This window comes from Legionella qingyii (assembly GCF_003184185.1).
The window spans coordinates 22,348-36,899 of sequence record NZ_QHJG01000001.1; the positions used below are offsets into that span (position 1 = coordinate 22,348).

The following is a 14,552-nucleotide window of genomic DNA, read 5'->3' on the forward strand; positions in this document are numbered from 1 at the left end:
CAGAACAATTGAATATTAACTCTGGGTTATGTACCCAATTTTCTTATGGTACTTCATGACAAATTTTCGAAGCATTGCAGATATAAGACGAGAATATGGTGATCTCAATTTAAGTGAACAATCACTTCCCGAAGATCCAATTGTTCAATTTAAGCTTTGGTTTGAAGATGTTTTAAAAAATGAAAAGAATGATCCTACTGCTATGGTTCTCTCCACCGTAGATGATCAAGGTTTCCCAGATTCTCGAGTTGTTCTGTTAAAAGGTTTGGAAGGGGGGAATTTTGTTTTTTTTACGAATTATCAAAGTAAAAAATCAAAGCAAATTCAAAACAATCCATATGTAGCACTTAATTTTTACTGGCCAGAAATGGCAAGACAAGTGCGTATTCGAGGTCAAATAACATCGATTGATAAAGAACAATCAGATCTATATTTTTCTACAAGACCGATCAAAAGCCAATTCAGTGCTATTGTTTCTCCGCAAAGCCATGAAATTGAAGGAAGAGAAGCATTGGAAAAAGCCCTGAATGATTTAATTCAAAAACATGGACAAGAACCCGTGTTACGTCCTACATTTTGGGGCGGCTACATGGTTATTCCTAATGAAATTGAGTTTTGGCAAGGACGGGATAACCGTTTGCACGATAGAATTCACTATTATCTAAAAAATGGGCAATGGACGTTTCATCGCCTAGCACCATAGTAATAACATGTATTGGCGGCAAAATTTGCCGGCAAGAAATTAAGTTCTGCCATAAATGTACATTTCATCCCTCTTTTTGTTCTTACTCTATTTTTTCTGTTTCTTAAAGATACAGAAAAAAACTTGGCCTGATAATTGCTTTATATAATATAGAATTATAAAAACTCTCATTGATGTTGTTGTTATTTTTTTTCAGGTTAAAGAAAAATTTGTCAAGATTTAGTAAATGTTTTTATTTGGTAAATAAGCGTTTATAGAAAGTCGTAAAATTGTTTTAAGTGTAGAAATTATTAACAGTATTAAAGGTAAATACTGTACGAATAAATAGAGGGTATAATCATGAACGACATAACAGCCTTACTACCACATATTAAATTACGTTTTAACATTGAACATCCAAGCTATGAAGACAGTTATGCATTTGGATATGAATGTGCACTGGCAGAAGTAGCGGAACAAGATAATCCATTTCGTGAAGGAACCCAACAAGCAGAACACTGGTTAGAAGGATGGTGGGATGCAATTGAGGGCGAAGAACCTTTATTTGAATTGAATGCTTTAGAAAAAGAGGAATTGACCACGGGTGAAGGGGTCGCTGCAAATGATCAAGAGTATGGTCATAAGCATGGCTTTTTGTCCCTGGTAATCGAAATTAGCGGTGCTATAGCAGCTTCTGCAATTGTTGGATACCAATTGTTTGAGTTGGTAGCATAGATTTTATACGTAAAAGTTATAAAGTGGTTGTAATTTTATTACTTTGTCGTACTAGTTTGCGTCCATTGGGATACGTAATCCCTTAGTGAGGGAGCTCCAGCAGAGATATGAACATTATAACAAAGTTATCATGTTAAAATCAGGAGATCCTTCGTCGTAAACTCCTCAGGATGACGTGATTACGAACGACATGTCGTAATATGCGTCAACCTCATTTGATATATTCTAATCTTTGAACAGCTTGAGTATCATAGACCGCATTCGCGCGGTTTCGGACGGATTAAATTCTTTATAAATTTCACTACCTATGTTGAGGCATATAGTCACATTATCACCAAGCCCCTTAAGTAAGTCGACACCAGATAATTTAAGGAGTTTTATGTCCTTCACAATATCACTAGCCCAAGCATCAAGATAGCTCATTTCAGTAAATACTGGAAGGAAGATATGCTCTCCCTCTTGTAAAAATAACACCACAGGTTGGTCATCATTAGAACTTTGTTCTACAGGGATAATGAAGTTGGCTTTAATAAATTCAAGATAAGCTTTATTCGCTTCTTTGGAATTACCAGCTGCTTCAAGAGCTTCTTTAATTGCAAGGTTAAGAGCGTTCATTTTTTGCCTTAGTTGTAATTTTGGACGATACCCCGGCATTTTGGTGTAAAAACAGCCGAAAATAGTATACATATAGCGATACTAGGTATATGTTATGCCATATATATCAAGTACGACAATTATAACCATTTTCTGTACCTATGAAAATGAAACCAAACTATGTGTTGAAATAAATGACAACAGCAGTATAATGTAGGTTTTGTTTGACAGATTTATTGCTCATTTTTTGGATAAATATTGTTAGTTTTTTTCATTTTTATACTGCTAACGATATAAAAGTGAGTTGTTAAATGAAATGCTGGCAATCTTTATCTTGGGGTTATTTTTTGATGTGTGTGTTGTAACCCTACAAAGCCGACTAGGATCTTATTAGCGTAGAGAGTTTATGAACAAAATACATGAGTCAAGAGTAGAAGTTTATACCAGTAAAAATTATATGGGATTTGCTTGGTTAGTATGGGGGTTGGCTGCTGCATTCTATTTTTCTGATTATATGGCTCGTGTTGCTCCTGGAGTAATGCATCGATACTTACAAATTGATTTTGGAATAAACGAAGCAGGTTTTGGTATTTTGACTGCCTCATTTTATATCCCTTATATCCTTATGCAAATCCCTGTCGGACTCACAGTAGACCGCTTAAGTATACGTTGGCTACTCACAGTGATGTCGTTAGTTACGGCTTTTGGCTGTTGTGTTTTTGGTCTTGCGGATAGCCTATTTATGGGCTCAATAGGTAGGATGCTTATAGGTTTTAGCGCGGCTTTTGCTTTCGTTTGCTCACTTCGATTGGCTACATCTTGGTTTCCCCCTACAATGCTGGGTTTGCTTGCAGGTTTAACACAGGCTTTAGGAATGCTAGGTGCTGCTGCTGGAGAAGCTCCAGTTTCATTTTTAGTCACTAATGTGGGATGGCGCCACAGTATGTTGATTATTGCATTTCTGTTCATTGCACTTGCAGCCCTATTGTACCAATTCGTACAAGATAAACCTGGTGAGCATCGTAGTGAGATCCGCTCTGCAAATCAGCTCAGTATTCTTCAGAGTTTAAAAGTCATATTATCATGCAGACAAACCTGGCTTAATGCGTTATATGCTGGATTTTTATTTGGACCAACTGCTGTTATTGGCGAGGCAATTGGTCCTGCATATCTGCAATTCGGCAGGGGGTTAGGTGCTCATGCGGCCGCTTTTGCTACTGGATTAATTTTTATCGGTTGGGGTATTAGTGGTCCTTTATCCGGTTGGCTTTCAGACAAGATGGGACGTCGTAAACCTTTAATGATTATTTCTGCATTATTTGGTGTCGTTTTCACATCCTTGTATGTATTTAGTCCTACTTTAAGTCAAAACTCAGCTTATTTATTGTTCTTCCTTTTTGGTCTAACCAATACCGGTGTTGCTATTGCTTATGCCGTTTCAACTGAAATCCATGATAGAAATGTGATAGGAACTTCTATTGCGTTTACTAACATGGTATCGATTTTTGTAGGGGCGTTATTGCAGCCCTTAGTCGGACGATTGGTTGACATGGTATCTGGTGCTCGTGCTTATAATGTCGAAACGTTATTACTTCCTGATTTCCAAGCAGGTTTGAAGTTGCTACCACTTTGTTCCATTATCGCACTTGTGTTGGCATTTACTGTTAAAGAAACATACTGTAAACCCCAAAAGCACGCCTAAGTGCTTGAAATTGTGTTGATTGATAAGAAAATAGTTACAACTGTTTTTTTATATGCTTATCGCACTCTGATGTTATTTGCTGTTATACTTTCAGCTGCAGTTTTGTATGCGAATTAATAACATGGAGACGAGAATGAAAAAATTTACAGGATTAGTAATTATCCTGGCCGTTCTAATTCTAGGCGGATATTATGGTATGGGCGTTCTTACTGAACGAACAATCAGAAAGAATATAGAAGTAATTGACCAGTCTAATGGGCTTTATGCTGAAATCCAACAATACAATAAAGGATTATTTAACTCTGAAGCTCAAATTAAGTGGCGCCTGCATATTCCCGAGCGTGTAGTACAAGATGAAAATGGACAGACTAAAACTCTTCCTGCTCAAGACTATAACATGGAGATGCCACTAACAATCCATCATGGCCCTTTTATTTATGCAAACAAACAATTACGTTTTGGATTGGGTTATGGTGAGGCAGTTTTTCCATTCCCTGCAGAATACAATCAACAATTTGAAGCTCAATTTACTGCAAACTCCGTAAAACCACAGTTAGATTTAAGTATTTTTGTTAATTACCTTAATGAAAGTACTGTGGAATTCAGCGTTCCTAATTTTAAATTAATTGCAAAAGATGGTTCTGGCGACCTTGAATGGTTAGGAATGAATTCAAAAACCACAATGTCTTCTGGGATGGGTAAAGTTGCTGGTAAAATCGTTCTGGATGGTTTAAAAGCTACTAAAGAGGGTACTCGAATTACTTTAAACAAGGTATCCAGTGATTATGATTTGCATGAAACACCTGCCGGATTGTATCTGGGCGATGCAAATTTCTCCCTACCTTCTTTTGATGTTTTTGTAAAAGATCAAAAACTGTTTTCGTTGAATGACCTTATAATTAAGTCAGATAGCGATATTGAACAACATCTTTTCAATACTCATTTTAACCTTGCTTTAAAATCAGTATTAGCGAATGGACAAAATTATGGTCCAGGGGAGTTGGATGTTGCTTTAAGAAATCTTGACGCGGATGTACTGGCTAAAATTAACCAACAAACAACAGCCATGCAAAATGGGAATGACACCCAACGGCAACAAGCAATGCTTGCTCTTCTCCCTGAACTACCCAAATTATTTAACAAGGGTGCAGAGTTTGAGATTTCTAAACTTAGCCTCAAGATTCCTCAAGGACAGGTTGAAGGGAATCTTTATGTAACATTGCCTAAAGGTGAAAATGCTAATCCATTTGAAATGATGCAAAAAATTCAAGGAAAGGCGAAGTTACAAGTTCCGGCAGAAGCTGTAAAAGCGGTTATGAAGCAATCAGTGATACAACAAATTTCCAATAAACCTGACTTGCAACAAACCTTAACTCAGCAGCTCCAAGCAAGCCAAGCTGCAGACCAAACAAATCAACCTGCTTTAACGCCTGAGCAATTGGCAGAAATGCAAACAAATAAACAACTAAGCGCATTACAACAAAATGGGCTAATTACAGTCCAAGGTACGGATTATGTAATAGAAGTGAGTTTAGACCAAGGTAAATTCACAATTAATGGAAAACCTTATGACCCTTCAATGATGAAATTCTAGGATGCAACTGGAGTAATTTTGTAAGGAGTAGATCGTAAAAAGCAGCCTACTCCCTATAAGAACTTTTTGAACTGATATTCAACATTATATATTGATTTTTAATACAGTTTTTTCTGTTCTACCCTTGTCTCAATGGGCTTGTTTCGGTAATATACTGTTTTTAAAAGGAGGAGCTAATAATAATGACAACAATCAGTAATGAAGTAGTGGATAACACCGCTTCACTGGCCGAAAGCGTAACTCTTTCAGTGCAAAAATATTTTTCAGAGCTTAAGGGAACTGATCCTGTTGACTTATACCAATTTGTACTTGAAGAGATTGAAACACCATTATTTCGTGCAGTAATGGAACATTGTAAATACAATCAGTCTCGAGCAGCAATTATGCTGGGGATTAGTCGTGGAACTTTAAGAACCAAATTACGTCGATATTTCGATGATAAATATGTTGGTACTCGCGACTAATAAAATTTATAGTAAAAAAAGGGAGCTTTTAGCTCCTTTTTTTTAGGTTCAGTTTTTGGCTAGAGAATCCAGTCTGTAATATAAATAGTTGTAAGGGTGTGGGGGATAAACTAAAAGATAGTGGACACTTATGATTAGTGTAGCCTGGATGAACCGAAGTGGAGAGCCCCGGGCTTCTATCAAAGATTTCCCGGTTGTTGTGGCTTTCATCCAGATTTTAAATTTATTCTGCGAACATGGAACTTACAGACTCTTCTATATTAACTCGTTTAATAGCCTGAGCCAACATATCAGATAAACTTACAACGCGAATTTTCTCACATTTACGTGCTTCATCAGACAAAGGAATAGTATCTGTTACTACAATTTCATCTAGTCCCGAGTTTTTAATGTTATTGATTGCAGGGCCAGATAAAACAGGGTGAGTAATATAAGCCCTAACACTGTGAGCGCCACTTTTCTTAAGTTCGTGTGCTGCAGAGCAAAGAGTTCCTGCGGTATCAACAATGTCATCAACGATAATGCAGTTTTTATTCTTTGGCTCACCAATAATGTGCATTACCTCGGATTTATTAGGACCACTACGGCGTTTATCGATGATGCATAACTCTGCATGGTCAAGACGTTTTGCGACAGCACGTGCTCTAACAACACCCCCGACATCAGGAGAGACAACCATCATATTTTTCAGATTTTGCTCTTTAATATCATCGAGAAGTATCGGAGTTGCATAAACGTTGTCGACCGGCATATAGAAAAACCCCTGGATCTGATCTGCATGTAGATCTACAGTAAGCACTCTACAAATACCTACTGATGCCATCATATCAGCAACAACTTTGGCTGTAATTGGCACACGTGCAGAGCGAACTCGACGATCCTGACGTGCATAACCAAAATAAGGAACTACGGCCGTGATACGAGATGCAGAGGACCTTCTTAGCGCATCAGCCATTGTCAGGAGTTCCATCAGATTATTATTTGCTGGAGCACAAGTTGATTGGATTATAAAAACATCTCTTCCTCGGACATTTTCAAGAATCTCGATCATCGTTTCCCCATCGCTAAACGTACCAACAGTCGCTTTGCCAATAGGTATTTGTAAATGAGAAGAAATTTGTTGAGCTAATTCCGGATTTGCATTTCCGGCAAAAATCATCATTGTGGACATGTGTAAAAAGCCTTTAGATCTAGGTTAATCATTTAACTTAAACACATAGCAGAAGACAGCCAAAAAGATATTATTATTATTTGAGCATTACAAGACGCATCCTTCCAGGTTATCTTCTGCTGTCTGTTTACTTGAATCAACAAGAATGTGGCAGGGGTGCTAGGATTCGAACCTAGGTATGCAGGGATCAAAACCCTGTGCCTTACCGCTTGGCGACACCCCTAAAATTTGCAGATTCTTACAATCATCCGTTATAAAATTGCGCTCATCCCTGCAAATGTGATGCGTATTTTGCAGTGGTTTTCGGAACATGTCAACTTTGAATGCAATAATTTTTTGTATTTTTAACGAGAAGTAGGAGTTGACATTGAGGCAAGAATGTCATATGTAGTTGAGCAAGTAAAGCAGAAACGAAATTTAGCAAGAAACTCCTAAACTTCGCTTCGTCCAAATTCAAGCTCAAACGCTGTATTTAAACAGTCCAGTTTTGAATCACTACTTTGACCATTACTCCATTTCCTTCAAGACGGATCATACTTGGCAGATCAATCCCTTTTACCGAAGTATATTTGGTGAAATTGATTGTATAGCCATTTTGCTTTAACTGTACCAGGTGATTGTAATCATCGCGATGTTCTGCTTGAACAGGGCCTGGAGCAGGAAGTCCTCTCACCCAATAATAAAGATTATTTACCGGGAGTCTGATTCCAGTTTGTTCTACTAATAGTTCATCAGCATTGTGTGACGTGACTTTTTTAGGCCCATCCTGGAATGTAACTATATCACCTTTTTTGTCGATAAGGACTGTTCCACCACCTAAAGGACCCATTAGTCGAATTTGATAAGCACCTGGGCCGCTTTGTTTCCAATTCATAGTAGCCGACCAACCTTTATTTTTATTTTTTGCAGCCATTGCACCACGAATTTCCCAGGAAGAAACAGTTTCTGTTTTTGCTTTACGTTGTTCTACTGGCATAACCTTGTTTTCAGGCAATTCTGCAGCAGGTCGGGGAGGGGCACAGGCGGTTAGCAAGAAAAAGGGAATTATTATAAAATGTTTCATACTTTTCATTTATCACCTCAAGTCCATTTTTGTAGTTTTTCAACTAACAATACGCTAGACTGTTCGCATATGCAATCAGGTTAATTAATATGAAATTAAAAGCAATTTATCCCGGAACGTTTGATCCGGTTACCAATGGGCATGTTGATATTATCCGTCGTGCGGCTAAAATTTTTCCTGACACGATTGTCGCTGTGGCAAGCAATAAGGCGAAACGTCCCTTTTTGCCGTTAGAAACAAGGATTCAACTTGTAGAAGAGTCAGTTGCTGATTTATCAGGGGTTCGTGTACTCGGATTTGATAATCTGTTAATCGATTTTGTATTAGAACAGAATGCGGGAATTATTTTACGTGGTTTGCGCGCAGTGTCTGATTTTGAATATGAATTTCAATTGGCGGGAATGAATCGAAAATTATCCAAGCAAATTGAAACACTATTTTTAACCCCATCAGAAAATTTTATGTATATTTCTTCTACTCTTGTGCGTGAAATTGCGAATTTAAATGGAGATATTTCTCAGTTTGTTCCTTCTTGTGTCGTACGGGAACTCCAAAAGAGACAGGATGAGCATGGAACATCGAGCATTATTTAAAGTACTTTTTCTAATTACAATCAGTGTTAATTTATTGTTTTATCCCACCATAACTAGTTTTGCCAAATCAAATGACATTCTTCCGCCGGGTTATGCTATAGCCAGCGCAAATCCATTGGCAACTAATGCAGGACTTGAAATTTTAGCAAGTGGTGGAAACGCTTTTGATGCAGCCGTTGCCGTATCAGCAGTATTAGCAGTAGTTGAACCATATCACTCCGGGCTAGGTGGCGGTGGATTTTGGCTTCTACATCAAGAAAATCAACATAAGAACATTTTTATCGATGGGCGGGAGACTGCACCGTTGGCTGCGAAAAAAGACATGTATTTGGCACCAGATGGGAGCGTGATACCAGGATTATCCTTAAATGGAGGTTTAGCTGCAGCAATTCCAGGAGAGCCTGCAGCATTGGTATATATTGCCAAAAATTACGGGCGATTACCCTTGGCAAAAACATTGGCTCCTGCCATTAAGATAGCACAAGAAGGATTTTTGGTTGATAAACAATTAAGTTCATTTTTAAAGAATGCAGATCGATTGGAACAAATCAAAAAATATCCAGCTACTGCTAAAATTTTCTTGAACAATGGGCGCCCATACCTCATTGGAGAGCGTTTAATTCAAACTGATTTGGCGAACACCTTAAAGCTCATTGCGGAAAAAGGAGAGCAAGGATTTTATTCCGGAGAGGTTGCTGAACGTTTGGTTAAAGGTGTGAATGCTGCAGGAGGTATTTGGACACTCGAGGATTTGGCTAAATATCGCATCAAAGTCAGAGAACCCTTGATTGGGGCATATCATAATATGCTAATTATTACTGCTCCTCCACCTTCAGCAGGGGGCATCGCCTTATTGACTATGCTGAATATTTTATCTCACTATTCCCTATCATCATTCTCAACAGTTCAATGGGTACATTACCTGGTAGAGTCCATGCGACTGGCATATTGGCAGCGTGAACGGTTTTTAGGCGATCCTGATTTTGTGACTATTCCTGTTGAAAAGTTACTTTCTGCAGAAAATGGCAAACAGTTAAGTACATTAATTCCTCCACATAAAGCAATTGCCAGTTCTATTTTGCAAGGGCAAACGAAAAATAATCAAGAGAAAAAGAATCGCATTACGAACACAACTCATTTCTCAATTATTGATGCCGAGGGGAATCGTGTTTCTGCAACCCTATCCATAAATTTTATTTTTGGTTCCAGTGTTGTGGCTGAAGGAACAGGTGTGTTGCTGAATGATGAAATGGATGATTTTTCGAGTAAAGTTGGCCAAGAGAATATTTTTGGCATTGTTGGCGCAGATCAAAATGCGATCGCTCCTGGTAAAAGGCCATTATCCAGCATGACGCCTACTTTTCTTGAATTACCAGGGCGCGTAGCAATTTTGGGAACCCCTGGTGGTAGTCGTATTCCTACTATGGTGTTAATTGCATCATTGGTGTTTCATGACGCGTATGGGGCAATTAGTATGGTATCGGCTATGCGTTTTCATCATCAGTATTTACCTGATGTGATACAGATTGAGCCTGATGCTTTGCCCCCATCAATACAAGAAGCATTAAAAGCCATGGGGTATAATCTAATGCAGTTAGGACAAAATTATGGTGATATGCAAGCAATTACCTGGGATAAACAAACCAATATTTTAACTGCGGCATCTGATCCGAGAGCTATAGGATTGGCAGCTTCCATAGTCAATACACCAAGTGGATATGGTGTTAGGTTCTAGTTGTTTCGTAATGTAGATACTGTCTTTAAAAGCAAGTTTATAATGAACATTTAACTTGCTTTTAAAGACAGTATTTACAACTATATTAGTGAGGAGGATTTTCTCCAACCAGCTCTTTGATTACCTCAAAAGTTTGATGAATGAGCTCATCTTTGTTTTCAAGAGTAAATTGTGATGCATCAATCGGCTTGCCTATGTGTATTTCGGCTTTTTGTTTGAGATGAAAATTAAAAGTGCGAGCCGGTAAAATATTATTAGCACCACGTATACCTATAGGAATAATGGTTGCCTTCGACTGAATCGCAGTGATAAAGCCTCCCTTTTTAAATGAGCCGAGTTTTCCATCTTTGGAACGAGTACCTTCGGGAGCAATCCACATGACAATCCCACTTTCCATTAATTTCTTGGCAAATGCCAGGTCTTTAACGGCTTGATATCTATTTTTTCGGTCAATAAAAGGAAATTCTGCCGCTTTCATTGCTTGCCCCATTAAAGGGATCCTTGAGAGTTCCTTTTTTGAGAGCATGCGAATGGAGTTATTTGGGAATGCTTTAAATGCAAGAGGAATATCGTACGCACTGGAATGATTGCACATAATAATCGTGGCATTTCCTGCTAGGGGTTGAGTATTAAAAGGGTTTATCACTTTATACTCAACTTGCACCGCATTCAGCAATTGATCAATCCAATGATGTAATGCTTTATCCGTCCACGGACGGTTTATGGTTCTAGAAAAATATTTAAAGAGACAGCGTAAGCTGGTTACTCCTGTATAAAATATGATCTTGCAGAGAATCAATGCCGTTCGGAGTTGATTTATTTTCATTAGCGCCAGGGTTAAGTAAATTAGCGGTAATATAGCGCAAGTTGATTCGATTGCCCAGATAGTTTTTTAGGTAAGAATGCAATCTTTGTCACAACTATCTGGGGTATAATGCAATTTTAGAAAAACCTATTGCCCTACCAATGGAATTGAAAAGGGAGTCGTTCGGGGGAACCATATGAATATCAAAACCGGAGGACATGATTTTGTCTTCCCCCCAACGTTCGAGCATGTAATTGTTGTATTGAAGTTGATGTAAATGACCAATTTCACTTAGTTTTTCTCTTGCCTCATATCTTCGTTCATCTTGAATGATTTCTAGATAACGCAGATTGTAATAAATATTCTCAGGCATTAGTTCCTTCGCTTTTTTGAAGTAGGGCATAGACTCTTGTTTTTTCTCCTCAAAATAAACCAGGGCATCAGCCAATAAATAATACATTTTCGCAAGCGTTTGACGCATTTCGTTTGTTTTGGATTCATTAAAGGCAATAAAAGCCCGAAGCTCCTTTTTCAACTCTTCTATTTCGCCGATGTGTTCTTTAATAAAATCAATTCGGGTATTTAAATGATCGTTGTAATCAATGGGGACAGCAAGTCGTGCAATCAAACAATCAATTTTTCGTAGTAACAATTTATTATAAACTTGTGTTAGCGCACTATTGCTATTGAGGAATAAGTACTTACTAAGATAAAGTTGTGCTTTATTCAATTGAGTGCGATCGGAATCCTTCGCAGAGTGTATTAATTCATCAACTGCTAATAGTGTAGATGCATAATTTACAGTTGCTTCCATGACAAGAGAATCGTGAGGCTCGATACCCACTATTTTTTTAGCCCGGGTTACTTGCTCTTCGGCTATTTGCACTGCTGCTTCCGGATTTTGACTCAATAACAGTCGCTTTATTCGTGATTCATTTGCATTAAATTGAGTAAAATAATATTCTCGTAAACGTTCAAGCCCATATTTATTAAATTTGAAGCCAGGATTATCTGTATATAAAGCATCAGCGTCATGAAAGCGGTTGCTTTCCATGGCACGGTCAAATTGATACAGAGTCCATTCTTCTTTCAGTATGATGTCTTGAGTGGAGTCGTCTTCCTCCATTATTTGGGGTTGGAGTCTGACTGCTTGAGCTAAATACTTAATGGTTTGATTGCCAGTGAGTAATTTGGTTATCGCCCATTTGTTGTGCTCCCTTTTAGCATCCTCTAAATAAGCTTTTGCTACTTGGGCTCGTAATTTGGAATAGGGTGTTAAATAGACAGCTTGCTCCTCGTCGTCAAAATTAACTTTAATGTAATCAACAGCTTTTTCTTGATCGTTCATATTGGCCGATAAAAATAATGCAGCAATGAGTTCTATCGCAACTTTTAATGCTTGGGGATCCAATTTTTTCTGAGTTAAATAATAATCAATAAACGATTCTTTAAACTTACTTTTGACTTCCGGAAACCATTGTAATGCTTCATGGTATTGCTGTTGCTCAACCAAAAATTGCGCATAGGCCTCAGCAAAGGGACTGGAGTGAAAACAATATGTTTTGCTGACGGATTGTCTATAACAACGGATTTGGTTTATCGCATTTTTAATCGTTTGCTTATCTTGAGGATCAATTGAGGGAATTAAATAAGCCAAATGTTCTTGTATCAGAGTCTGACCAAAAGGGTAACTTTCACGAATGGATGCATTGAACTCTGGAAAGGCGTGTGAATGAGTGATGAAATAACCCATTAATAATCGCTGTAGTTCTCCAGAGGTTTCATTTGTTCTTGATAAGTTAGTTAATTTTATAAAGCGACTAGATATGGGGAATCCATCGGTGCTTTTATTTAACTCTTTAGATTTAAAGCCTTTGATATAGCCAGTATAGGCGACTTTAGCTAAAGTCATTTCAATGCGATTAGGGTGGCAATGATTTTCAAAGCCTAACCAACCTTTAAATGATTCAAAAATAGTACGAAACCAACTAACTTGAAACACATCGATTCCATCTGTATACAATCGTTGCCGCGGATATGATGTGATTTCTCGCCAAAAGGTTTGGTATTCCTCTTCATCAAAATCATAAATAACGAAATCGGGAAGGTGAATTGTTCCTTTTTTCTGGTATTGTCGAGCGATGTGTCTTGCTAATTTTAAACACAACATAAAAAACCTCAATAAAATTAAGCAATTGTATGGTAATTTAAAATCAAGTATTGGGCAATTGAGTTATAGAATGAACAGACTATAGCGTACTCTTACACGATCGGGATTTTGCCTTTATCGCTGCATTATTTGATGCAAATTAATTTTGACATTTAGGGCAAAAAAAAGAATTACGCCCAGCGATTATGAGTGATTCTATAGGGTGTTGGCAAAGCAAACAAGGTTGATTTTTCCGGCCATATACTTTGAGTGACATACTGAAATAACCCGGTTTTCCGTCAAAAGCATAGAAGTCTCGGAGAGTAGTTCCGCCGCATAGTATGGCCTGTTTGAGTACTTCTTTAATTTGTGTTGCAAGCGCATGGCACATTGATTCAGAGAGCATTTTAGCTGGGGTGGTTGGATGGATATTTGCTAAAAAAAGGCTTTCTGTAGCATAGATATTTCCAACACCGACTACAATTTCATTATCCATAATCAATGATTTGATGGGTTTATTTTTATTTTTCGCTCTTTGAAGTAAGTAATGACTATTAAATTCATCAGAAAGCGGCTCTGGGCCTAAATGAGCAAGCAGTTGATGTTGATAGGGGTTTTCATCGATATAAAGAAATAAACCAAAACGCCTGGGGTCACAGAAGCGAAGCATAAGGCCATTTGTCAACATCAATAGGATGTGATCATGTTTTTCTGGTTCACTCTTAGCTGGGACAATACGTAAATGTCCTGACATTCCCAGATGAATTAAAAGATATCCTTTTGAGAGATGAATCAAAATGTATTTTGCTCTACGGGAAACGGTGACTATTTTTTTGCCAGCACATAATTGATCCAAATTCTCCGGAACAGGGATGCGGAGTTTAGGATTACGCACAGTAATCCCTGTGATTGTTTGTCCTTCCAGATGGGATTTAATTCCTTCTTTTGTTGTTTCAACCTCAGGTAATTCGGGCATTATTTTTTATCGTCATGTTCAATGATTCTGCCCTGACTTTTCGTAGTTACTTCTGTTTTATCCGGGCTGCTTGGGAATAGATATTGTTTTATTGTTGTGATAATCCAGAGAATACCTCCTATGATAAGACCCCAAATTAAAACGTAGGAAAACATAAATAGCAGTCCAAAGAACAGTGCAATAGCAACTCCTGCTATTAAGAAAGGCACTAAATTCTCAAAGATTTTTCCCAGGGAAAATTTATCGTTCATAACATAATTCCTATGTAATTATCTATTAATTATCGGCT

14 protein-coding genes and 1 tRNA gene are annotated in these 14,552 nt (G+C 37.8%); 7 read left to right on the forward strand and 8 right to left on the reverse strand.

The features are described from left to right. The first annotated feature begins 55 nt into the window (after positions 1–55). Together pdxH and DGG96_RS00095 are read left to right on the forward strand one after the other, a co-directional pair. Positions 56–703 (forward strand): pyridoxamine 5'-phosphate oxidase, encoded by a 648-nt coding sequence (gene pdxH, locus DGG96_RS00090; RefSeq protein ID WP_110140994.1) that lies wholly within the window; start codon positions 56–58, stop codon positions 701–703. A gap of 339 nt (positions 704–1,042) precedes the next feature. Continuing rightward, the gene (locus DGG96_RS00095) at positions 1,043–1,417 is read left to right on the forward strand and encodes a transmission trait enhancer LetE (protein ID WP_110140995.1); all 375 of its coding nucleotides are present in this window, start codon (positions 1,043–1,045) and stop codon (positions 1,415–1,417) included. 225 nt (positions 1,418–1,642) lie between these two features. Here the strand turns inward: DGG96_RS00095 and DGG96_RS00100 are convergent, their stop codons facing one another. Then, the gene (locus tag DGG96_RS00100; protein WP_110140996.1) at positions 1,643–2,032 is read right to left on the reverse strand and encodes an SseB family protein; all 390 of its coding nucleotides are present in this window, start codon (positions 2,030–2,032) and stop codon (positions 1,643–1,645) included. Between the two features lie 385 nt (positions 2,033–2,417). On the opposite strand from DGG96_RS00100, the gene DGG96_RS00105 reads away from it, so the two are divergent. From DGG96_RS00105 to DGG96_RS00115, 3 genes are all read left to right on the forward strand, one after another. Then, on the forward strand, positions 2,418–3,713 hold the full coding sequence (locus DGG96_RS00105) for an MFS transporter (RefSeq protein ID WP_165831552.1): 1,296 nt from the start codon (positions 2,418–2,420) through the stop codon (positions 3,711–3,713). 133 nt (positions 3,714–3,846) lie between these two features. Continuing rightward, positions 3,847–5,307 (forward strand): YdgA family protein, encoded by a 1,461-nt coding sequence (locus tag DGG96_RS00110; RefSeq protein ID WP_110140997.1) that lies wholly within the window; start codon positions 3,847–3,849, stop codon positions 5,305–5,307. A gap of 182 nt (positions 5,308–5,489) precedes the next feature. After that, on the forward strand, positions 5,490–5,771 hold the full coding sequence (locus DGG96_RS00115) for a helix-turn-helix domain-containing protein (protein WP_003633193.1): 282 nt from the start codon (positions 5,490–5,492) through the stop codon (positions 5,769–5,771). Between the two features lie 223 nt (positions 5,772–5,994). Here the strand turns inward: DGG96_RS00115 and DGG96_RS00120 are convergent, their stop codons facing one another. The 3 genes from DGG96_RS00120 to lolB form a co-directional block, all read right to left on the reverse strand. Beyond that, the gene (locus tag DGG96_RS00120; protein ID WP_110140998.1) at positions 5,995–6,942 is read right to left on the reverse strand and encodes a ribose-phosphate pyrophosphokinase; all 948 of its coding nucleotides are present in this window, start codon (positions 6,940–6,942) and stop codon (positions 5,995–5,997) included. A 148-nt stretch (positions 6,943–7,090) separates the two neighbouring features. After that, positions 7,091–7,165 (reverse strand) — tRNA-Gln (locus tag DGG96_RS00130). 249 nt (positions 7,166–7,414) lie between these two features. Next, positions 7,415–8,014, reverse strand: coding sequence for a lipoprotein insertase outer membrane protein LolB (lolB, locus tag DGG96_RS00135; RefSeq protein ID WP_110140999.1), 600 nt, complete (start codon positions 8,012–8,014; stop codon positions 7,415–7,417). Positions 8,015–8,094: 80 nt separating this feature from the next. On the opposite strand from lolB, the gene coaD reads away from it, so the two are divergent. Beyond that, entirely contained in the window at positions 8,095–8,598 is a 504-nt protein-coding gene (gene coaD / locus DGG96_RS00140) for a pantetheine-phosphate adenylyltransferase (RefSeq protein WP_110141000.1), read from the forward strand. Then, a complete protein-coding gene (ggt, locus tag DGG96_RS00145) occupies positions 8,576–10,333 on the forward strand; it encodes a gamma-glutamyltransferase (RefSeq protein ID WP_165831558.1) in 1,758 nt (585 codons plus the stop codon). Before coaD ends, ggt begins: the two co-directional genes overlap by 23 nt. A gap of 85 nt (positions 10,334–10,418) precedes the next feature. Here the strand turns inward: ggt and DGG96_RS00150 are convergent, their stop codons facing one another. The 4 genes from DGG96_RS00150 to DGG96_RS00165 form a co-directional block, all read right to left on the reverse strand. Further along, a complete protein-coding gene (locus DGG96_RS00150; RefSeq protein ID WP_110141002.1) occupies positions 10,419–11,159 on the reverse strand; it encodes a lysophospholipid acyltransferase family protein in 741 nt (246 codons plus the stop codon). Between the two features lie 94 nt (positions 11,160–11,253). Then, positions 11,254–13,308: a hypothetical protein gene (locus tag DGG96_RS00155; protein WP_110141003.1), complete on the reverse strand. Its 2,055-nt coding sequence runs from the start codon at positions 13,306–13,308 to the stop codon at positions 11,254–11,256. Between the two features lie 139 nt (positions 13,309–13,447). Beyond that, complete coding sequence (mutM, locus tag DGG96_RS00160) at positions 13,448–14,263, reverse strand: bifunctional DNA-formamidopyrimidine glycosylase/DNA-(apurinic or apyrimidinic site) lyase (protein WP_110141004.1); 816 nt, start codon at positions 14,261–14,263, stop codon at positions 13,448–13,450. Next, positions 14,263–14,514 carry a hypothetical protein gene (locus DGG96_RS00165; RefSeq protein WP_110141005.1) on the reverse strand — a complete coding sequence of 84 codons (252 nt, stop codon included), beginning with the start codon at positions 14,512–14,514 and terminating at the stop codon, positions 14,263–14,265. The genes mutM and DGG96_RS00165 overlap by 1 nt, the downstream gene beginning before the upstream one ends. Positions 14,515–14,552: the final 38 nt, after the last annotated feature.